Origin of the sequence: Ruegeria sp. SCSIO 43209 (assembly GCF_019904295.1) — a bacterium.
GTDB lineage: Bacteria > Pseudomonadota > Alphaproteobacteria > Rhodobacterales > Rhodobacteraceae > Ruegeria.
The window spans coordinates 145,182-166,680 of the sequence record NZ_CP065362.1 but is presented as its reverse complement, the minus strand read 5'-3'; the positions used below and the strand labels follow the sequence as shown (position 1 = coordinate 166,680).

The following is a 21,499-nucleotide window of genomic DNA, read 5'->3' as shown; positions in this document are numbered from 1 at the left end:
TCATTAGGGCCGCGAATGAAGAATTAATCTGTCTTGTAGTCCCCAAAGGGTCGCGCTTTGCGGTTGCGGTATTTAACGGTCAGCTCAAGCGGCATCTCGTTTTCGTCGTAAATACCGATCACCACGCCTGTTCCTCGGCTTGATCCACGCATGTTTAGCAGTTGTTCTTCCGACCGGGTCGTGCGCTGCGACTGGCGCCGCGTCCAGGTGAACAGGTGATCATACATCTCGGCGATGATGTCTGCATGCTCATCGCTTACGCCAAGGTCCGTCAGCTCATTCGGATCATTCTCCAGATCAAACAAAAGCGGGCGATAGCCCCCTTCACAATGGATCAGCTTCCATTTCTCGTTTGCAACCATGAACATGACCGCATCCCGAACCGAGGCGTTCAGTGTCTGCGCAATGGGGGATGCGGAGTAGTCGTACTCACAAATCACCACATCGCGCGGAGTGCTTTCGGCCTGACCGTGCAGGATGGGCAGCAACGAATGCCCCTCCAAAATGTGCCCTGCGGGTTCACCGCCTGCAATCTCCAGAAACGTGGGCGCTAGATCGATGGATTCGACCAATGCATCGCATGTGGTGCCGCGTGTGGCATCAGCCTCGGGCGATGGATCAAAGATGATCAGCGGCATTTTGGTCGAGGCGTCATGGAAGAAGGTCTTCTCTCCCATCCAGTGATCGCCCAGGAAATCCCCGTGATCCGAGGTCAGCACGATCATCGTGTCCTGCATTCGTCCGGTCTGATCCATCCAGTCAAACAGCCGCCCCATTTGGTCGTCAGCCTGCTTGATCAGGCCCATATAGGCTGGGATCACGGCCTCGCGTACATCCTGACGCGAGAAGGTCTGGCCGATTTTCGTATCCATGAACGCTTTCAGCACCGGATGAGCGTTCTGCCGTTCAGCTTCGGACCGAATGACAGGCAGAATATGTTCGGGACCATACATCGAGGCGTAGGGTTCCGGCACAATATAGGGCCAATGCGGTTTGATATAGCTAAGGTGGCAGCACCACGGCCCGTCATGGTTTTCCATGAACTCCATGGCGCGAGAGGTGAGATAAGGCGTTTCGCTGTCTTCCTCGGCGATATTCGCGGCCTCTGACGAATTCTTCAGGAACCAACCCGAAAGTACATTGCCCTCTTCATCCAGCCCCGAATTGGCGAAGTCGTGCCAGGGGTTGTCACTCTCATAGCCTTTGTCTTTCAGATACTCGTTGTACCTTTTGGCGCCATCCGGGTCATAAAACCCATCCGGCCCTTCGGGGCGCATCCCGTCATCGCGCTCAAAGACATCAAACCCGCATTCAGCGACGCGTGCCCCGATCAGGCTGTCGGGCTCAAGCCCCAAACGAGCCATGCCCTCGGCGTCTGCGCGCATATGAGTCTTGCCAACCAACCAGCAATCCATCCCTGCCTTGCGCAAGTGATCGCCCATGGTGACCTCACCAACTTTCAGCGGGATTCCGTTCCATGACGCGCCGTGCGAATGCACATAGCGGCCGGTATAGGTCGACATACGGGAACTGCCGCAGATCGGAGACTGGATGTAGGCCCGCGTGAACCGCACACCCATCGAGGCGAGACGGTCAATATTTGGCGTATGCAGATGTGGATGCCCGTAGCAGCTGAGATAGTCCCAGCGCAATTGGTCGAACATGATGAAGAGGACGTTCTTGGCTTTGTTCATGCCAAGAGGGTTATCCTAGCCTTCCATCTGTTGCAGCATCTTTTTCGCACGCTTGCACTGCAACTGGTCGCGCAGAGGGCTGTCGGGATCGATATCCTTTTGGCAGACCACACATTTATCGGCACCCGAGATCGCGTTCAGGCCACCGCAGCTGCCTTTGATGGTTTTGCCCATCAACATCACACCCAGCGCCATGCCAACCATGACGATCAGCAACAGGAAAAAGGCCAGAATAAAGGTGCTCATAGCGGTTCCTACCGGTCAGTTGGTCCCCAGCGCATCCTTGAAGGCGCTGCTTTGTACGGTGATATAGGCTTCTTCTCCGCTTGTCACATCCCGCGAGATGAAGAACACGGCAAGTTTATGCTCTTCGGCCAGTTCCAGACCCTTTTCCAGACCCAATGCCAGCATCGCCGTTGCCCACGCATCCGCCATCATGGCGTTGTCTGCTATAACAGTAACCGAAGTGGTGCGATGAGTAATCGGGCGGCCCGTCGTCGGGTCAATGATATGCGAATAGCGCACCCCGTCCTGTTCGAAGAAGTTCTTGTAATCACCCGAGGTCGCCATTCCCAGATTGTCGAGCGGCACGATCAACTGGATTGATTGCGCGCCAGTCTCGGGTTTTTCGATCCCGATCCGCCAGCTTTCGCCTTTATCATTCTCGCCCATGGTCACCAAATCACCACCGATCTCGACCATATAGTTCTCGATCCCGGCCTCGCGCAGCTGTGCGGCAACCGCATCGATGCCATAGCCTTTGGCAATCGCAGACAGGTTGATTCCGACTCCGGCCTCTGACTTGGTCAAAGTGCCCGCTCCGCGATCCAATTCTAACAACCGCGCTTGTCCCACTTGCCCAAGCGCTGTCGCGATCTCGTCATCTGCCGGAATTGGGTCTTCAGGTTTTCGCGGTCCAAACCCCCACAATTCGATCAGCGGACCAAGGGTAACATCAAACGTACCACCGGATTTCTCGTGAACCTCATTTGCGGCCTCGATGACGAAGGCAAATTCGTCTGACACTTGCATGGGGTCCGTGCTGCCTGAGGCCGAGAAGGTCGAGACCTCGGATTTCGGGTCCCAGTTGGACATCTTGGCATTGACCTGCGCCAGGGTCTCCTGAACCGCTTGCCCCAGCGCTGCTTCGTCCAAATCATCGCCGATTGCGGTGATGTTGAACGTGGTGCCCATCGTCTCGCCGGACAGGCGTACCACGTCAGGCTCTTTGCCAAACAAGCAGGCCGAAACAGTCAAAAGTAAGGCCAGTGCGATCAGTGGGCGCATGGTGCAATCTCCCGGGAGTGTTCTTGCCCGGCATATGCCAGTGAGCCTGTTCAGAGTCAAACCGGCCTCAAATCTTGAGCGGCAAAAACGCCAATGTAAAAAGCCCGATTGCTGCCGGGACGCCAAACAGCCAAGCGCGCTTTTGCCAACCTTCCGGTTGCTGTTTCCAAGCCATGCGAAAATTATGGCCGCAGACCACCACGATAAAGAATATCAGCGCGGCAACTGGTGGCGTCAGATACAGGTTGCTCACAAGCAATTTCCTTTTGAAGTGGCCAAGTTACGCCGGTTTTCGAAATTGCACCCTATACAGGGCCGGTCCCTGCGGTAAGGTAGGTTGTAAGGACAATACCGGTGAAAGAGGAGACCGCCCATGGCCCCAAGCTCTTACCAGCCTCCGACACGCGGCGACAAGGCCGCGGCGACAACCCGCAGTCAATCAGTTGAGACCAATCTGTCGCATACCCAGACAACGGTTGCGAAACTGATGGAAGGCAAAGGGGATGCCGTTTTTTCGGTGCGGCCCAACGACACGATTCACTCGGTCGTGGATATCTTGCGCGAAAAACGCATCGGGGCCGTTGTTGTGACGGATCAAAATGGTGCCCTGCAGGGTATCCTGTCCGAACGTGACATCGTGCGCCGTATGGCGGAAACGCCCGGCCAGACCCTACCCCAATCAGTGGCCGATCTGATGACGACCGAGGTCAAAACCTGCAGCCCCGAAGATTATCTGAACGATGTGCTGAAAACCATGACCGAAGGCCGGTTCCGGCATATGCCCGTGCTGAGTGATGGAAATCTGCGCGGGGTGATCACCATTGGCGATGTGGTTCATTTCCGCTTGAAAGAACTGGAATACGAAGCACTTAGAATGAAGCAAATGATCGTCGGCTAGCGACTTACGCTGATACGCGCGCGATTCCGGTGTGCGTTGTCGAGATAAATCGGACAGAACCAGGCGAGATTTCCGCAGCCGTCAACTGATCGGTGATGAACGCACCTGTATCGATCGAAATGACATCATGCTCGACCCGAGCTTCGTCGACGATGGTATGGCCATGCACCACCCATTGCTCGTCTTTCCTGCGTTTCTTGCGGAACTGAGGATGCCCCCAAAGGCAAGTTCTGTCCTGTTGCCGATCGACCGGCTGCGAAGGATCAAGCGCGGCATGAACAACCGTTACATTCCCGCTCGTCCAGGTCAGCGGCCGATCTTGTAACCAGTCCAGAAGCGGTTGTCCCATCGCTTGCTGCAGTTGTTCGGCAACGGCTTGCGGGTTGGACTGGTCAATATCCGCAAGCCCAAACGAAGCCAAAGTCTGAGCACCGCCATTATACAGCCAGACACGCTCCATCCGGGTTGGATCAGACAAAAACCCAAGCAGCATATCTTCGTGATTGCCTTTCAGGCAGATCGCCCGGGTTTCGGGGTTCGTGTCGAGGTGATGTAGCTGACGCAACACCTGCGCGCTGTATCCGCCCCGGTCAACATAGTCGCCTACAAACACCACCGGACAGTCGTTATCCAGCGCAGGCAGGAGCCGTTGTAAAAGATCCAACCTCCCATGTATGTCTCCGATTGCGTAGAATTTTTCTGTAGGCGCCAATGAATGCAGATTCACCGTCTGATCAGGCGGTGTTTGAGATGCGATAAGCCTTTTGATCCATCCGGTTAACATAAGACCTGCTGCCCAATGCGGCAAAATATGAAGCGGAATTCGCCAAATGCAGACGTTGATATTGGCAGCCTGCCCAACATCAGACCCAAAATGAAAATGGTCGGTCCCAAGGGTTGGAACCGACCGATTCTGTTTATCCGCCGAAATCGTCGAGCATGATGTCTTCGCGGTCCACGCCCAGATCCAGCAGCATGTTGATGACCGACTGGTTCATGATTGGCGGACCACACATGTAGTATTCGCAATCCTCGGGTGCGGGGTGGTTCTTCAGATATTCCTCAAACAAAACGTTGTGGATAAAGCCAGTGTAGCCTTTCCAGTCATCCTCGGGCTGGGCGTCCGACAACGCAACGTGCCATTCGAAATTGTCGAATTCCTTGGCCAGCGTGTCGAAATCTTCGACAAAGAACATCTCTTTCTTCGACCGCGCTCCATACCAGAAGCTGATCTTGCGGTTGCGGTTTTCAAGGCGTTTGAGCTGGTCAAAGATATGGCTGCGCATTGGGGCCATACCAGCACCACCACCGATGAAGACCATCTCTTTTTCTGTCTCGCGAGCAAAGAACTCGCCAAAGGGACCTGAGATCGTGACCTTGTCGCCCGGTTTCAGGTTGAAAATATACGACGACATCTGACCCGGAGGGATACCTTCGGACCCAGGAGGGGGCGAAGCTACGCGGACGTTCAGCATGATCATGCCTTTTTCATCCGGATAGTTTGCCATGGAATAGGCGCGTTCGATCGGTTCGGCGACGACGGATTTGTACTGCCATAGATTGAAGCGATCCCAATCCTCGCGATATTCTTCTTCTACGTCGAAATCCGTATAGGCGAGTTGGTGTGCAGGCGCTTCGATTTGGATGTAACCACCAGCGCGGAAATTCACATCCTCACCTTCCGGGAGGTCCAGCGTCAGGGCTTTGATAAAGGTCGCCACATTCTCGTTCGAGCGAACTGTGCATTCCCATTTCTTGACGCCGAAGACCTCTTCGGGAACTTCGATGTCCATATCCTGCTTGACTGCAACTTGACAGGATAGCCGGTCACCACAAGACGCCTCTCGCTTGGTGATATGGCTTTCCTCGGTCGGCAGGATCGAGCCACCGCCGGAATGCACGCGCACGCGACATTGCGCGCAGGTGCCACCGCCACCACAAGCGGAGGGCACGAATAGCTTCTCTGCGGCAAGCGTCTGCAGCAGCTTGCCACCCGCCGGAACCGAGATTGTTTTCTCACCATTGATGGTGATGTTCACGTTACCGGTTGAAACCAGCTTGGACCGCGCCGCCATGATGATGGCAACCAGACCAAGAACGATAACGGTGAAAAGGGCTACACCTAAGCCAAAGGTTTCCATTCCGCCCTCCTTACAGTTTCACGCCCGAGAAGGACATGAAGGCCATCGCCATCAGTCCAGCGGTGATGAAAGTGATGCCCAGGCCTTGCAGACCATCGGGAATGTCCGAATACTTCAGCTTTTCCCGAACACCCGCCATCGCGGTAATCGCCAGAGCCCAGCCAAAGCCAGAGGACAGACCGTAAGTCGCCGCTTCGGCAAAATCGTAGTCACGTTCCACCATGAACAGTGAACCACCCAAAATGGCGCAGTTCACTGTGATCAGCGGCAGGAAAATCCCCAGCGCGTTGTAGAGTGGGGGGAAATACTTATCCAGCACCATCTCTAGGATCTGAACCATCGCTGCGATCACGCCGATATACGAGATCAGTCCAAGGAACGTCAGGTCCACATCCGGGAAACCTGCCCAGGCCAGCGCACCTGGTTTCAGCAGATAATTCAGCAGTAGATTGTTGGCCGGCACAGTGATGGCCTGAACAACCATGACCGAGATGCCCAGACCAAGCGCGGTCGAGATCTTCTTCGAAACAGCGATGAAGGTACACATCCCCAGAAAGAAGCTGAGCGCAAGGTTTTCGACAAAGATGGCCTTTACGGCCAGTGAAATCAGACCTTCCATCAGTGGGCCTCTACCTGCTGTATTTTGTATTCACGCTCTTCCACCTGGTTCGGCTTCCATGTGCGGAAGGCCCAGATGATCAGACCGATGATGAAGAAAGCCGACGGCGGCAGCAGCAGCATGCCGTTGGGCACATACCAGCCGCCGTTGTTGACGGTCTCCAGAATGGTGACACCGAACAGTGACCCGGCGCCAAACAGCTCACGAATGAAGCCGACCAGCAGCAGGATCAGACCATAGCCCATGCCGTTGCCCATACCGTCGATAAAGGACGCGACCGGGGGGTTCTTCATGGCAAACGCTTCGGCCCGGCCCATCACGATACAGTTGGTGATGATCAAGCCGACAAAGACCGACAGTGTTTTGGAAATCTCGAACGCATAAGCCTTGAGGATCTGGTCCACCAGGATCACCAGCGAGGCGATGATCACCATCTGCACGATGATCCGGATTGAGCCGGGGATCTGGTTGCGCAGGCACGAGATGAAGAAAGACGAGAACGAGGTCACGAAGATCACCGCCAGCGCCATCACCATAGAAACCTGCAGTGACGAGGTCACCGCCAGCGCCGAACAGATGCCCAGCACCTGCAGCGTGATCGGGTTGTTGTCGACAAGCGGGTCGACCAGCATCTCTTTCTTGGTCTGAGACATCAGAGCTCTCCTGCTTGCAGTTTGGCCAGGAACGGGGCGTAGCCCGCGTCGCCCATCCAGAATTTCACCAGGTTATCGACACCAACCGACGTCAGCGTGGCACCAGCCAGCGCATCGACATAGAAATCGGGGCCTGCCGCAGGCTGCGACTTGGCAACGGTGATTTGCAGATCGCCTGCATCATCGCGCAGCTTTTTGCCATTCCACAGCGCCTTCCAGCGAGGATTGTCCACCTCGGCGCCAAGGCCCGGTGTCTCACCGTGCTGATAGAACTGCAGGCCGTAGATATCGTTGCCGTTGTTTTCCAGCGCGATGAAACCATAAAGCGTGGACCACAGGCCATAACCGTGAAGCGGCAGGATTACCTTGTCGAGCGCGCCTGCATCATCACGCAGCAGATAGATCACGCGGTACTTGGACTTGCGCCCGATCCCAGCCGGGTCATCGTCCAAAGCGACGCTCAGATCTGGATCGCTGGCAGCAGCGATATCATCAAAGGTGCTCGCGTCGAACTGATCGTCAACGAATTCACCTGTAGACAATTCCAGTACATGCGGCTCAAAGGCAGCGAATGCCTCGGTCACATCAATGCCTGGTTCGTAGATGCCGGCAACTTGCAGAACGTTGACTTGCTTATCCTTCAAACGGTTGATTTCCTGCACCGGGCGCAGGCTGACCGCAGCAGCAGACACGACCATCGAGGCTACAAGGCAGACGGCAACGGCAACAAAGATAGTCTTGCCTACCGAATCCGGCGAAGCAGCCAGAAACTTGGCAATCGCTCCCTTGGGTTCATTGGATTGCGTATCAGACATGGCGACGCGCCCTCCGTTTGATGTTTGCCTGGACGACGAAATAGTCGATCAGCGGCGCAAAAACGTTTCCGAACAAGATTGCCAGCATCATACCTTCTGGGAAAGCGGGGTTAATGACGCGGATCATCACAACCATGATACCAATCAGCGCGCCATAGATGTAGCGGCCCATATTGGTGTGGCTGGCCGAAACGGGCTCAGTTACCATGAACGCCAGACCAAAGGCGTAGCCCCCAAGCACGATATGCCAGTACCAAGGCATCGCGAACATCGGATTTGTGTCCGATCCGATCAGATTCAGCAGAAGCGTGAAGCCTATCGTGCCCGCAAGACAGCCCACAATCAGGCGATAATTGGCAATCTTGGTCGTCAGCAGGAAGGCCAGGCCGATCATGCAAGCCAGCGTCGATGTCTCTCCAAAGCTACCCTGAATTTGCCCGAAGAACGCATTGGCCCAGGTGATCCCGTCGGCCGCCAGTGCCTGAACGCCTTCAGCGGCGGAGATGCCCAATGCAGTCGCACCGGAAAATCCATCCACCGGGGTCCAGACTGAATCCCCCGACATTTGCGCGGGATAGGCGAAATATAGGAAAGCACGCCCGACCAGCGCCGGGTTGAGGAAGTTCTTGCCCGTGCCGCCAAATACTTCCTTACCGATCACGACACCGAAAATGATGCCTAACGCGACCTGCCACAATGGCGCTGTCGCAGGCATAATCAGTGTGTAAAGCATGGAGGTTACTAGAAAACCCTCATTGACCTCATGGCCGCGCACAGTGGCGAAGATGACCTCAAAAATACCGCCCGCAACCAGTGTGGTGATGTAGATCGGAAGGAAATACATCAATCCATGCATCACATTGGCGAAAATGCTGTCAGGGTTCAGCGAGATGCCGAACACCTGCAGGATCGCAATCCGCCAGCCTGTTGCCGAATCCGGTCCCAACGTAGCAATGGCCGAGTTTGCCTGATAGCCGGTGTTATACATCCCCCAGAGGATTGCGGGGATCGTAGCAATCACGACGTAGGTCATGATCCGCTTCATATCCACGTAAGAGCGCGCATGCGGCGCGACGGTCGTGACGGTTTTCGGAGTGTAGATAAAACTTTCCACCATCTCGTAGATGGGGAAATATTTCTCGTACTTGCCGCCCTTGGTAAAGTTCGGCTCGATCCGATCGAAGAAGCTGCGCAAACCCATGTGGATCAGCCCTCCTTTTCAATCTTGGTGAGGCAGTCGCGCAGCGCCAGCCCATATTCATATTTCGCAGGGCAGGCAAAGCCCACAAGGCCCAGGTCTTCTTCGTCCAGTTCCAGTGCACCCAGCGCCTGCGCGGTGTCGGTGTCCATCACCAATAGCGCCCGCAGCAATTGCGTCGGCAGATAATCCTGGGGCATAAGCTCTTCGAATACACCCGTCGGCACCATCGCGCGGCGACCACCATTCAGGTTAGACGTGAATGAATAGAGCTTCTTGGCAAAAGCCGATCCCAAAACAGGCTGTACCGCATATTTCGAAGGCATAGGAAGAATCCAGCCCAGTGTGTGCTGATCATGATCTTCGCGAATAATGCTGATCTGGCGCGCAAAACGGCCCAGATAGGCGGTCGGACCATCGGCATGCTGCCCCGACAAGATCGACCCCGAGATGATCCGCGCGATTCCGTCGACGTTCACTTCATCCCGGGTCAGGTCATCCGTCGACGCGCCCATCACGGTGCGGATCAGGCGCGGTTGGCGCGCGCCCGGTCCAGACAGAGCAATCACGATGTTTGTATCCAGATGACCGGTCTGCATCAGACGACCGATCGCGATCACGTCCTGGTAGCCAATGGTCCAAACCTGCTTGTCCCCTCCCAGCGGCTCAAGGAAGTGAATATGAGTTCCAGCAAGGCCCGAGGGGTGTGGGCCGGAAAACGCAGCCGCTTCTATACCTGGCAGATCGGAACCGGGGATGGATGCCCCCTCTTGCTGGCACAGATAAGTCTTGCCATCGGTCAGGTTTGAGACAGCTGCGAGACCAGCCGCAAATGCCTCGCCCGCATCCGCAATAACCAATGCCGCATCACCTGCCAGTGGATCGCTGTCCATGGCTGTCACGAAGATTGCTGTAGGCTTGGAGCCTGGTACGGGCATCTTTGAATAAGGACGTGTCCGGAAAGAAGTCCACAGCCCGGCCGCGCATAGCTTGGCCGTAACACCTTCGGCAGTCTCGGCATCGCCGATGCCCGAGAAGTCTATGCCGGCGTCATTGGCATCCGAGACCTCTATCACCACGCTTTGCAATACGCGTCGCGCCCCGCGATTAATTGCCACGACCTTGCCGGTCAGCGGCGCGACCATCATCGCGTCGGGCGCATCCTTGTGGCAGAACAACGGCGTTCCTCGCTGGACCGCGTCGCCCTCTTGCACCAGCATCTTGGGCTTTAATCCGATATAATCACTGCCCAGAACGGCAACCGACGAGAATTCAGGCCCCGGCTGGATTTTCTGTTCGGGCGCGCCTTCAACCGGCAAATCCAACCCTTTTTTTAGTTTGAAAGTTTGCATGTTGCTACGTTCTTCCAAGCCTTTGTCCTGCGCCTGCTGCGCGCCATCTTACAATGATGCCAGGAAATAACACGAAATTTCCCGTCTGTCCGGTCGCGAAAGCGCCATTATCCGACCAGAATCCGCAGGCGTATTTCCGATCACGGCTCCTTTACGCGGGGATGAGTGCAAACGCAAACCTGTTACCGCCCAAAATCGAAAAGGAATGTCACATTCTTTTGAGCTTACGGTCGTTCAGAACAATTTGCCCATTTAATTTGCGTGTCGCACAGGCTGATCAACCGGTGTAAGCAACCACAATGGACAACAATGATAAATTCGAGATTTTTCTGATTGCCACTCCGGGGCTCGAAACGCCTTTGTGTGCCGAGGCCATCGAGCGCGGATTCTCGGGCGCCAGGATCGTTCCAGGTGGTGTCGTGTGCCGTGGCGATTGGCCGGAAGTCTGGCGCGCCAATCTGGAATTGCGCGGTGCCAACAAGGTTCTGGTGCGACTGGGCAGTTTCCCCGCCGTGCATTTGGCGCAATTGGACAAGCGCGCCCGAAAATTCCCGTGGGCGAGTTATCTCAGGCCAGACATTCCCGTGAAGGTCGAAGCAACCTGCCGTAAATCTCGTATCTATCATGCAGGAGCGGCGCGACAGCGCATCGAACAAGCCATATCCGAGGGGCTCGGCACCTCAATCTCACTCGATGGCAAAGTCCGCGTGCTGCTACGAATCGAAAAAGACATATGCACGATCTCCGTCGACACATCCGGCGAGCTCTTGCACAAGCGCGGTCATAAGCCTGCAGTCGCCAAGGCCCCGATGCGGGAAACAATGGCTTCGATGTTCCTGCGTGAGTGTGGGTTTGACGGGTCTGAACCGGTTCTGGACCCGATGTGTGGCTCTGGAACATTCGTTATCGAAGCGGCTGAAATTGCACTTGGTCTGCCCCCAGGCCGCTCACGTCAGTTCGCATTCGAAGATTTGGCAAGCTTCGATCCAGTTGTCTGGCAAAAAATGCGCACTCGTACCGGTCAACCCGAAACAGAGCTGAGATTCTTTGGCTCAGATCGCAATACAGGCGCAGTCGAGGCTTCACGCTCTAACGCCCGACAGGCACAAGTGGATCATGCCACCCGATTTCAGCACTGTTCGGTCAGTGATATCAAGCCGCCAGAAGGCCCAGCTGGGCTGGTCATCGTCAATCCGCCCTATGGGGCACGCATCGGTGATGAAAAGCGCCTGCGGTCGCTCTATGGCAGTTTAGGCAAGGTATTATCCAGTCGTTTCCAGCGATGGCGTGTCGGCATCATCACCACCACACCCGGACTTGCCCGCGCAACGCGATTGCCAATGCTTCCCCCCGGCCCAATCGTTGATCACGGCGGAACAAAAATCCGACTGTATCGAACCGATCCGTTGCAGTGACTCAGCGAATTCGCAGATCGGGCGAAGGGTTAAAACCACCCCTCGAATCCAGCGACGACATATGTGTGTACGCCCAAAATCCCTCTTGCACATCGATATGACGAGGTATAGATCACGCGCCACGGTCGGAGTGTAGCTCAGCCTGGTAGAGCACTGTCTTCGGGAGGCAGGGGTCGGAGGTTCGAATCCTCTCACTCCGACCATTATTATTAATAATTACAACATCTTAAGGGCTGCTTGGCGAGCAATCTGGTTTGTCTGTCAATGCGGGGCAGCACCGGGGCAGCACCACAAAGTTGAATGCCATTGTGGATTCTTCGTTCGATTGTTTCGCGTCAGGTCACATTGCACACGGAGTTGGCAATCCGTAGGTTGCAGCTAATCGACTAAATTAGACTAAGGGCTTATTCATGCCGGTTTTTCTTCGGGGCGCAAGCGTTCAATACTATCGAGGCATCGGTCCCGAGACCCAATACATCTGCCCCTTCTCTAAGATAAACTTCTTTGTGGGAGAGAATAACTCTGGCAAATCGATCATTCTGAATTTTCTGAACGAATGTCTACCGTTTTCAGAAGGGTTGACTGCCAGTGAACCTGACTCCACCTCGGCAAATACATACCGCGGAGAAAAAACTGGTCACTTAGCAAGCGCAATCGGAATCCCTCTCGATAGTGCTTTGGACGTATTTAAAGAACGCCTGATATCTGCGCCATGGGGGATGACTAGCCCTGTTAAAACTTTAAAGGCCATTTTAGAACGGGTGAGTCTCCATGGGCATATATGGGTACAACCCGAAGGCGCTAACGCGTGCCCAGCGGCGCTAAACGAAGTCCAGGTGGACAACGCAGTTGGTTGGGTAAATCAGCGTAATTGGTACGAACTATGGACTATTCTCGCAAATAAAACAGGGGGCGATCCAACACTTCATTGGGTTCCAGAAACTATCGGTCTAATCGTCGCCGGATTGAAGCAAAATCTTCCTGAAAGCATGCTTATACCCGCCAAACGCCAGTTGGGACCCAAAGATGAAACCTTCGATGATCTCTCGGGCAAAGGTCTGATTGATCATCTCGCCGGAATTCAAAACCCTGATCACCATGAACGCGACTTGAAGGCGGCATTCGACCAGATTAACGCATTCGTTCGAACGGTAATAGGCAAACCTGATGCAGTGTTGGAAGTACCCAGTAGCAGACAGCATTTACTTGTTCACATCGACAACAAGGTTCTCCCTCTCTCTTCGCTTGGCACTGGTATCCACGAAGTAATTTTGATCGCTGCATTTTGTACGATTCACCAACACAAGATCATGTGTATTGAGGAACCTGAGATACACTTACATCCCTTGTTGCAGCGCAAGTTAATTAGCTATCTTCAAGAAAACACTTCTAACCAGTACTTTATTGCCACTCACTCGGCTGCATTTATCGATACACCGGGTGCTTCGGTTTTTCATGTAGAAAACGACGGCACTCAAACCTACGTTAAAGAAGCAGTAAGCCAGTCACAAAAACGAGGTATCGTTGATAAACTTGGTTATCGCGCCTCAGATATTTTGCAAGCCAATGCTGTGATATGGGTAGAGGGGCCTTCAGACCGTATCTACATCCGCCATTGGTTGACGAGCGTTGCACCCGAGCTCGCGGAAGGCACACATTATTGTATCCTCTTCTACGGCGGTGGTTTGATTAGCCACCTAAGCGCAGATGATGATGCGCTTGAAGAGTTTATTCGTTTGAAAGAGCTCAATCGAAACATCGCTATTGTCATTGACAGCGACAAAAACAGCGCGCGTGCCCATCTCAAACCAGCCGCTCAACGCATCAAAAACGAAATGAATGACGACGGAGTTGTTTGGATCACGAAAGGCCGAGAGATCGAAAACTATGTAGAGCCTGATGCTCTGCACAACGCGCTAAAAGATTGCCATCCGTCGATCTATCTAGAGAAGAGCGATGTTGGCCCCTACGATCATGCATTCTACTTTTTAAGACGAAAACCCAAAAACCCAGATTCCAAACTATACACCAAAGGCGACAAAGTCGGGGCCGCGCTTCGTGTGTGTCAACAACCTGCGGACATCAGTCGGCTCGACCTAAAGGCTCGACTTAACGAACTTGCTGCCTTGATCCGTGCAGCGAACGGCCTTCCCCATGATGCATCACAGATATGATAGTGAGCGGTGACTTAGACTCACGTCATATCAGCAGCCTCTGATCAGGATCGTGTGTCGGAGAGATTTGTGCCGATGATGGTTTTCCAAGTGCTCGATCGAGGTCCAAGAGGCCGTACCGCGAACCTACAAAGATATTGTGCAGAATATTCTGAAAGAAGTGTGACACTGCCAGCGCCGTTGTCTTGGTTCCGCTCCTTGGCTGGGCCTCCACATTTCCAGTGAACTCAAAAAGCTCTTCCAGCGCATTGAACCCTTCATTGACAATTCGTTCGTTCAACAGGCGCGGATATCGAGCCAAAACGTTTCTCCGCGCCCGCGAAACTTCTCGTCTAAGCAACCAGTCATGCGGAACTGTGTCAGGGCCTTTCGCCATCATCGTGCGAATTCTAAAGAACGCATACCCCAAGTTGTAGAGATCGAAGATGTAATCCGAAGCCTCGCAACGCTCATCCGATTCACTTCGGTTGAACGTCTCAAGGAGTACCAGAGCTCCATCGGCATATTCTTTGGCCGATCGATTTAAGCACTTCTCCGTTGATACATACATCTGCTCGCCCCTTTAGGCTGTTTGCTCTTGGCGAATCATTCGCAGATGAAAACTTGGAGAAAAATAGGGAATTTCGAGGGGGTTTCTCGAAAGTTATTCTCAGTTTCGGGCTGATTCAGCCGAACAGTTTCAGAGGCGTTGAGGATTAAGCAATCTCTCAATTCTATTTGATGATCATCTGAAAGCCTAAAGGCCATGCCGCACTGCCGCAAGTCTGCCACGAACCCATATCTGACCTGAATGCTGCGGAACGGCGAACTTCCGATTTGCCAAAGGTGGGCAAATGAAGCCGAGTTGCTTTTTCGATCAATCGTTCTGCCGCTCAACGTCTAGGTTAAGCATCTTCTCCAAAAAGCCTGGTTGGGCGGCCTGCATCATGCATGCAGCGCCCGCTGGCAACACTGGCTTGCCGTAACGTCCCTGTTTGGCTTCCCGCACAAGATTTTCAGGAGACAAAGGCACCGGGTGAACCGTACCACCTTCGTAGTTTTGCTCGATACTCTTGATAAAGTTGCCTTTCGACAGAGCCGGACGCGCGCGAGTGATGGCTTTCCAGTCGATGATGATCGAGACTAGTACTTCCGGCTTTGTGGTTAGGGGGTCGAAGCCCATTCCAAGATAGTAGATTTCAGCGCAGCCGGGTGTTTTAAAGATTGTGCGCACATACGGAGCGACATCGGGATGCTTTAAGAAATCTATCCCGCTGGTATTAATCCCGGATAGCTCTTCCTTGTTGAACAACTCTTCGATGAATTCGCGCACGGCCGTGCGCCAGATCGACCGTGTTATCGGAGTACCGTAGTTTTGCCTGTGAGGCTGGTGTCCCCCGGCAGGTATTACGTGCATGGTGTTTTGCGCTTCCATCGTATTCTGGGTTCTTTCGTGAAGAATGAACTGAGTCGTTGTGGACTCACGGTCGCCTTCAAAGTTCTTCACGATGAGCAGACAGTTAACCCCCGGAAACGCGGAGCGCTGATTCAGGTGGAAGATTTGTTCTGGCGATCCGCGCTTCCCTAGGGTGTTTGGCGAGCGCTGGTGGAGAGCGAACTCGGCCGCCAGAACCTCCAAGGTGTTCACGTAATTGTAGTAGTAGCCCTCAGAGAACGTGAATTCTGGCATGCCTTCCTTCGCCTCGAAATCGATAAGCCTGAAAGTTATGCCGTTTGTGATCTCTGCTTTCATCCCTTTCCGGATCTTGATCGCTTTAGTCTTAAGTGCCATGTAGTCCGGTCCGCCTGGCCAAAGCGGAGAGCCGACTACGTCAGCAACTTCGCCTGCAAGGCTCGGAAGGGCCTGTTCGTCTGCCTTGGGCTCCTTGAGCCTGATCGGACATTCGAGCAACCACCCTTTCTTCGCGACTAAAGGAATTCCTTCCGGCGCTTCATCGACGGACTGATAGTACTCCTTGGCGGCGCGAGCCAAACGCCCCCGCTCCGAGGCCACGTCGTCGGTCGCGAGCAACCATGGAGCAACCTTTGACTCATACTCTGCTGTCAGATCATGAAAATCCGACAGGTGCTTCGTCGTGAACATTTCTTTCTCAGCAGAAGGGAAGATTTCTAGCAGGGCGTCTACTAGCAGCCAGGGCACCGGTTCCCGTCCACCCCAGATGTCGTAGAATAATGTCTCTGACGGAACCGATCCCTTCATTACGTACTCCAAAGCGCTGTAGAATTCCTTTGTCTTAGACAAACGAAACAGGTCTAGATCATTGAGAATGTCGCTGGCAGCACCCAAGTTCATCATCGCCCATTGAACTCGCGCCTTGAAACCTTCAATTCTATAGCTCTGCATCTCTGTTCCAGCCTCCTTTTACACGCCGGTCCATTTCAGATTACCCAACTCTCCCGTCAACTCCGGATCACTCCATTTTCTGAAGCGGTGACGGAGCTTACTCGCAAACTTGCCCATGCAAAAAAGGCTTATCGGAAGGCAATGACGCCTCCGAACAAATTAACCCAGGAGGAGAAAATGGGTCTATTTTCAAAGGGAAGTAAGTCGGTAGCAAAGGCTGCCGTAAGTTTGGCGACGGCTGCGACCACAAGCCTCGGCGGGAACTATGCGAAGCACTATGCGCAGAGTAAGCAAGTGCAATCGCACCGCTCCAACAACCCAGTGTCTCGGGTTGTGCGCTCTTCTTCGGCGCATGTCCACAAAAAGTAAGTGCCTTTTGCACGGGCGGTTACGGCCGCCCGTCGCATCCTGACTATGGACAAACTTAGCTGCTGGTTTCAGGGCCTCGGCGATGCTGGGCCCCTAAGTTTTGCCCGGAGTTTATGACCAAGGCCAAATCGACCGATTTTGCCTTGCCAATCTGAAAGCCGACATCGGAGCAGCGGCAGTTAAAGTCCGCGTTTCTGACCTTTATTGGGGCGTGACGAAAGTCTGAACTAGCACTCAAGAACACGGCGTTATTTGCTCGGCGAACTAAACGGTCGAATTGAGCTTGGGTGGAATTTCGCAATGCGGTTGAGCAAGCTGCTTCCTTTTCCCCGGTTTTTGCTGCAGTTTTTTTTCTTAGCCCGCTCTAATAGGGACCCTGATAGTTCGCGACTGGAAAAATACCCCATTTCGGAGGATGCTATGTTGAGAGCCTTGTCTATCTTAATCCTTTTACCATTCACAGCCTGTACGGGCACAAACGAACGGCTGACGAGGGAATACCAGATCGGCGAAGAGCTAATGATAGACTGTCGCGATAACGGCAAACGCTGTTCCGAATATCTTGATTTCAAGAAGCGCTTTGAGGAAAGCGTAAACAACATAACCACGTTTGAAAACAGCCTCGCGGTACACAAGGCGAGGGTCGCTAAAGGCGGTGCAGTCTGAAGAGCTTTGAAAGTTCCAGATCCATACATTTTTCTACGCGGCCGGTGCGCAGGCTTTCGGCGCAAAATTGGTCTATACCCCAGGGGTCGGGGTCCGAATTTCCCGGGCCCCGCACGCTGTAAGAGAAGCCGGAGCCTCCTAGACCTTGGTCAATTCGAGCGCTAATTCGAGCGCCTCTTTCGCCTTCGCACTGATCTCTTCGTTCTCAGATTTTGCAAGCCTGTCTAGCTCTCTGAGGGATTTGATCATGTACTCGTGACTTCCGTTGATCGCGATACCTTCTAGATCGTCGATCCACTCTAGCGACGATTCCGTCTCTTCGGTTTCTTTGAAGGCGCGTGCTCCAGCAACCGCCTGGCGGAAATAAGTCTCTTCATTTTCTGGCATTCGGTTCTCCTAATTTTGTTGCTGTGTGTGAATCTTAGACAGATGAGAACCTTCAAGTCATGTAGTTTGTTGTTTGTTGGCAATAGCTTACAGCGACATACAAAGCAGACATTGTATTGCGTTTGTATCCCACCAAACGGATACGCTACTGAAATTTGTACTTCGAACTGACCGACAGACCGGACAACTAAATACAAACCGGCAGACAACGCCGTACACATGGGCAGAAAGTTTTTTGAAAAAAGTTGCTACGCACTGGTCTCGTTTGGGTACACCCCACCAAAACGGAGCGGTGAGACACTAAAAATGTATCATATAAATGTCTTGTAATTATCGAAGTGATTCTTACATCGAGTCTAGAACCAAACGGGACACGGTGTGGAAATGAAAATCGGTTATCGCAGAGTAAGCACAACAGATCAGAACTTGGACCGGCAAGAGTTGGAGGGGTGCGAGAAGATCTTTGAAGAGAAACTGAGTGGAGCGAACAGGGATCGGCCAGCGCTTCGAGACTTGATCGACTTTGCCCGGGAAGGCGATGAGGTGATTGTTCACAGCCTCGATCGCTTGGCCCGGGATCTGCGCGACCTTAAGAGCATTGTTGACGAACTAAACGACAAGGGCGTCACGGTTGAATTCATGCAAGAGCGGCTGCGCTTCTCACCCGATGCGGACGATCCGCTCTCAAAGCTGCAGCTGCATCTGATGGGCGCCTTTGCCGAATTCGAACGATCCATGATCCGCAAACGGCAGGCCGAAGGTATCGCGCGTGCAAAGGCCAAGGGCGTCTACAAGGGGCGTAGAGCAACGATAGACCGTGAACAGGTCGCTGAGATGCATGCACAGGGCTTGGGCGCGACGGAGATAGCCAAGTCGCTTGGGATTGGGCGGGCTTCGGTTTATCGGGTTTTGCGAAACGAATAGCCTTATTTCGTAGAAGACAGATATAGCCAAATAACCGTCTTGCGCAGTGGTCGCAGTACAAGTCGCCACCAATGATTGCTGTGCGCAGCAAACAAACATTGCAAAGTTTCGCGAACGACCTACCGCGGATACCATTTTTTTTCATCGCTGCATCGCGGCCCAACTTAAGCCGTCGTTGACGCACAAGTTACCGCGATACAAAATAATCAACTATTAGCAGTGTTTATTCAAGGACGGGGGCACTCGGAATGAAGAGACCTCTAGGCGATGCAATTAAGTTTCGCGATCACGACATCAAAGACTTTCGCTACGAAATTTGCCCGCAAGTAAGAAGCGGTGATCGCACAATTGCCGACAACCTCGCGGATCGGGTAATCTACTGCGCAAACCGGCGTGTCCGATGAGCTGGAAGGTTTATTTCGACGAAAGCATCTGCAATCGAAAATTCGTCCTAGCGGGGGTTATTTTCAATGACCAGACAAATGCGGAGTGCGACGCAGTAGCTAACTGGAATAAACTTCTTCCCCTTATACCAAGTGATCGGGGGGAAGTTTTTAAAGCGAGTGAGATTATGCGCTCGGAGGCTCAGGTCGACTTGTTCGTTAGCTTCTATCATGCGTTCGAAAGTGCCGATTGCTTCACTTGCGCATTGTCGTTCAATCTGGAAGATCACAAGACGGCCGTGGAAGCGATCAAGTGGCCTATGAGCCACATAAAGCATGCGAAGAAGTTCAAGAGACTAATTCGCAACCCATACTCCTTTGCATTCCAAAGATCACTGGCTGGGATCGTTGTTATGGGTGAGCAACTTGGGGTTACAGGTCCGTTAACACCCGTTTTTGACGATAGGACTGAGGCGAAGAAGCTACTCGAAAATTGGAACGCACTTGAAGGCTGGTATTCATCCTATGACTCCGGCTTCTCATGCAGCCTTCCCGAGTTTGCTTCCGATAACGACTATCCGGCTCTTCAAATGGCAGACATGTTGGCTTGGTTGATCCGAAAGTGGGAACTGAAAAACGATGATTCGTGGACGCGAGGTGCAGACCCAGTTCTTGATCCACTTCCCATAGGAAGCAAATTGCACCCTGGCGTTGTCCATAGGCTCGAAAAGGCTGAGATCCACGCTGAATATCAAACCCTTTACGACCGAATTATGGAAGAGCTCCAATAGCCGGATTTCATCGGCCTCGACATCGCCTCATTGGATGCTCCGCCTTGATGCTGAGTTCTGAGGTGGACTGATAGTCCTTTCCTCCCATGCAGAAATTCAAGGCACCACTTTCAATGAGCTATGCTCAAAGAGTAGTTGTTGGCGCTTCGTGCAGCAAACGACTTATTCCTAAGCAAGTGCGAACTGACAAGGTTTGGTTCAGAGCCCTAGCTGTCCAGTGCGCTAGTATCATCCTAATTCGACCGTAATGGCGGCATTGGGTTCATTCGACCAATCAGAGGCATCGCAGGGTATGGCCGCATCTAGCCCGCTGCGATCATTCAGCTTATTCGCTCCTTGCCCACTCCGACAGCTTCATTTGAAAAGTTCGCTCACCGATTGTTGTTCCTCGGTTGTGGCTTGACGGGTTTTCTGGTTGCTTGATCGAGGCAAAGGAGAGGCCATGACTGCGATTGCCATTTGGCGTAACGATGAAATTGACAATAATCCATCTCTCTGGGCCGCTGCCGACAGCTGCGTGTCCGGGGAACGCGGTCGTCAGCTCATTACCGATGCGGTGAAAATCTTATCGCTTCCGATAATCTGCCGACGGCCTGAAACGGATGGATTTTTTAGTGAGACCTATTTCGTTCATACGCTTGGCTACTGCTTTGCAGGCAGCACGCTTATGGGGCAAAACGCCTATCTTGGTTTGTCGATGTTACTATCAAATCTCACATCGGAAACGTCCTATATTCCCTCAATCGAGGACATCGCCCGTCAGGTTTTAGCGTATTTGAAACTGACATTCCGAGAATACAGTTTGGTAGCAGAGCATAAATCGCTTTTTGAAGTGGCGTTGTTTGGCTATTGCCACAACAAGCGGCGATTGGAGATTTTCGTTTTGCGCCCAGAACTAATTCAGGGTGTGTTTGAGTTTCGGCTAACAGGTCACCAAGACTTAAAAGTTCACGACTTTGTATATCTTGGGGACGATAGAGCAGCGCTAATGCATGAAATTTCGGACGCCTTTGCCGGTGAGGCAGTACCGGGCCGCCCTATTGCACGTGCACCTCGCTACGTAATTGAAGATCGCATATCAAATAAAGAAAGCCGTACAATCGACGGCGATATTCAACTCGCCATAGCCGATGGCTTTGGCTTGCGACCGCTTGCATTGACAAAACCCCGAACCTTGGGGAAACCTGATGGCTACCGGAGCTATCTTGGCCGGGAACTAACGAGAGATTTGACATCGGTCGGGGAAGCGCAGTCGATGCCCACCGCGATAGTATAATGGCTCAGCGTCCCTAAGGCTTCGAGACCAGATGAGCGGCAGGCGCAAAGACTGCTTCGGCCGCTCACCTGCCAATTACCGCTTGGTTTTGAACGCCCCGAATATGCGGTTCG

The 21,499-nt window shown here is 53.3% G+C and carries 20 protein-coding genes and 1 tRNA gene; 7 read left to right on the top strand and 14 right to left on the bottom strand.

Translation table 11 applies throughout. From position 1 onward, the window contains the following. Positions 1-23 precede the first annotated feature (23 nt). The 4 genes from I5192_RS20235 to I5192_RS20220 all read right to left on the bottom strand — a co-directional run bounded on the left by I5192_RS20235 (position 24) and on the right by I5192_RS20220 (position 3,234). Positions 24-1,694, bottom strand: a complete 1,671-nt coding sequence (locus I5192_RS20235; protein WP_223118631.1) for a sulfatase-like hydrolase/transferase — start codon at positions 1,692-1,694, stop codon at positions 24-26. A gap of 15 nt (positions 1,695-1,709) precedes the next feature. Continuing rightward, positions 1,710-1,940, bottom strand: a complete 231-nt coding sequence (gene nqrM, locus I5192_RS20230; RefSeq protein WP_170393970.1) for a (Na+)-NQR maturation NqrM — start codon at positions 1,938-1,940, stop codon at positions 1,710-1,712. 15 nt (positions 1,941-1,955) lie between these two features. Then, positions 1,956-2,981: an FAD:protein FMN transferase gene (locus I5192_RS20225; protein WP_170732681.1), complete on the bottom strand. Its 1,026-nt coding sequence runs from the start codon at positions 2,979-2,981 to the stop codon at positions 1,956-1,958. Between the two features lie 67 nt (positions 2,982-3,048). Then, positions 3,049-3,234 (bottom strand): hypothetical protein, encoded by a 186-nt coding sequence (locus I5192_RS20220; RefSeq protein WP_170393974.1) that lies wholly within the window; start codon positions 3,232-3,234, stop codon positions 3,049-3,051. Between the two features lie 120 nt (positions 3,235-3,354). Here I5192_RS20220 and I5192_RS20215 point away from each other — a divergent pair, with 120 nt between their 5' ends. Next, complete coding sequence (locus I5192_RS20215) at positions 3,355-3,879, top strand: CBS domain-containing protein (RefSeq protein WP_170393976.1); 525 nt, start codon at positions 3,355-3,357, stop codon at positions 3,877-3,879. A 4-nt stretch (positions 3,880-3,883) separates the two neighbouring features. Here I5192_RS20215 and I5192_RS20210 read toward each other — a convergent pair whose 3' ends face one another. The 7 genes from I5192_RS20210 to I5192_RS20180 all read right to left on the bottom strand — a co-directional run bounded on the left by I5192_RS20210 (position 3,884) and on the right by I5192_RS20180 (position 10,657). Beyond that, positions 3,884-4,663, bottom strand: a complete 780-nt coding sequence (locus I5192_RS20210) for a metallophosphoesterase (protein ID WP_223118630.1) — start codon at positions 4,661-4,663, stop codon at positions 3,884-3,886. Positions 4,664-4,796: 133 nt separating this feature from the next. Then, positions 4,797-6,020 (bottom strand): NADH:ubiquinone reductase (Na(+)-transporting) subunit F, encoded by a 1,224-nt coding sequence (gene nqrF / locus I5192_RS20205; protein WP_170393981.1) that lies wholly within the window; start codon positions 6,018-6,020, stop codon positions 4,797-4,799. 10 nt (positions 6,021-6,030) lie between these two features. Next, on the bottom strand, positions 6,031-6,639 hold the full coding sequence (gene nqrE / locus I5192_RS20200) for an NADH:ubiquinone reductase (Na(+)-transporting) subunit E (RefSeq protein ID WP_223118629.1): 609 nt from the start codon (positions 6,637-6,639) through the stop codon (positions 6,031-6,033). Continuing rightward, positions 6,639-7,292 (bottom strand): NADH:ubiquinone reductase (Na(+)-transporting) subunit D, encoded by a 654-nt coding sequence (locus I5192_RS20195; protein ID WP_152460184.1) that lies wholly within the window; start codon positions 7,290-7,292, stop codon positions 6,639-6,641. The genes nqrE and I5192_RS20195 overlap by 1 nt, the downstream gene beginning before the upstream one ends. Then, positions 7,292-8,107, bottom strand: coding sequence for a Na(+)-translocating NADH-quinone reductase subunit C (locus I5192_RS20190; protein WP_170635799.1), 816 nt, complete (start codon positions 8,105-8,107; stop codon positions 7,292-7,294). The genes I5192_RS20195 and I5192_RS20190 overlap by 1 nt, the downstream gene beginning before the upstream one ends. Next, positions 8,100-9,308, bottom strand: coding sequence for an NADH:ubiquinone reductase (Na(+)-transporting) subunit B (locus I5192_RS20185; protein WP_170393985.1), 1,209 nt, complete (start codon positions 9,306-9,308; stop codon positions 8,100-8,102). The genes I5192_RS20190 and I5192_RS20185 overlap by 8 nt, the downstream gene beginning before the upstream one ends. A 5-nt stretch (positions 9,309-9,313) precedes the next feature. Next, a complete protein-coding gene (locus I5192_RS20180; protein ID WP_223118628.1) occupies positions 9,314-10,657 on the bottom strand; it encodes a Na(+)-translocating NADH-quinone reductase subunit A in 1,344 nt (447 codons plus the stop codon). Between the two features lie 299 nt (positions 10,658-10,956). Here I5192_RS20180 and I5192_RS20175 point away from each other — a divergent pair, with 299 nt between their 5' ends. The 3 genes from I5192_RS20175 (at position 10,957) to I5192_RS20165 (ending at position 14,246) form a co-directional block, all read left to right on the top strand. After that, positions 10,957-12,072, top strand: a complete 1,116-nt coding sequence (locus I5192_RS20175; protein ID WP_223118627.1) for a class I SAM-dependent RNA methyltransferase — start codon at positions 10,957-10,959, stop codon at positions 12,070-12,072. A 126-nt stretch (positions 12,073-12,198) separates the two neighbouring features. Further along, positions 12,199-12,275 (top strand) — tRNA-Pro (locus tag I5192_RS20170). A 207-nt stretch (positions 12,276-12,482) separates the two neighbouring features. Next, positions 12,483-14,246, top strand: a complete 1,764-nt coding sequence (locus I5192_RS20165; RefSeq protein WP_223118626.1) for an AAA family ATPase — start codon at positions 12,483-12,485, stop codon at positions 14,244-14,246. 25 nt (positions 14,247-14,271) lie between these two features. On the opposite strand, the gene I5192_RS20160 is transcribed toward I5192_RS20165, so the two are convergent. The 3 genes from I5192_RS20160 to I5192_RS20150 all read right to left on the bottom strand — a co-directional run bounded on the left by I5192_RS20160 (position 14,272) and on the right by I5192_RS20150 (position 18,012). Further along, positions 14,272-14,796 (bottom strand): hypothetical protein, encoded by a 525-nt coding sequence (locus tag I5192_RS20160; protein WP_223118625.1) that lies wholly within the window; start codon positions 14,794-14,796, stop codon positions 14,272-14,274. Positions 14,797-15,102: 306 nt separating this feature from the next. Continuing rightward, complete coding sequence (locus tag I5192_RS20155) at positions 15,103-16,590, bottom strand: hypothetical protein (RefSeq protein WP_223118624.1); 1,488 nt, start codon at positions 16,588-16,590, stop codon at positions 15,103-15,105. Between the two features lie 1,173 nt (positions 16,591-17,763). Continuing rightward, positions 17,764-18,012: a hypothetical protein gene (locus I5192_RS20150; RefSeq protein ID WP_223118623.1), complete on the bottom strand. Its 249-nt coding sequence runs from the start codon at positions 18,010-18,012 to the stop codon at positions 17,764-17,766. Between the two features lie 384 nt (positions 18,013-18,396). Here I5192_RS20150 and I5192_RS20145 point away from each other — a divergent pair, with 384 nt between their 5' ends. The 3 genes from I5192_RS20145 to I5192_RS20135 all read left to right on the top strand — a co-directional run bounded on the left by I5192_RS20145 (position 18,397) and on the right by I5192_RS20135 (position 21,386). After that, positions 18,397-18,936 carry a recombinase family protein gene (locus tag I5192_RS20145; protein WP_223118622.1) on the top strand — a complete coding sequence of 180 codons (540 nt, stop codon included), beginning with the start codon at positions 18,397-18,399 and terminating at the stop codon, positions 18,934-18,936. Positions 18,937-19,336: 400 nt separating this feature from the next. Then, on the top strand, positions 19,337-20,110 hold the full coding sequence (locus tag I5192_RS20140) for a DUF3800 domain-containing protein (protein ID WP_223118621.1): 774 nt from the start codon (positions 19,337-19,339) through the stop codon (positions 20,108-20,110). A gap of 442 nt (positions 20,111-20,552) precedes the next feature. Further along, positions 20,553-21,386: a hypothetical protein gene (locus tag I5192_RS20135; protein ID WP_223118620.1), complete on the top strand. Its 834-nt coding sequence runs from the start codon at positions 20,553-20,555 to the stop codon at positions 21,384-21,386. Positions 21,387-21,499: the final 113 nt, after the last annotated feature.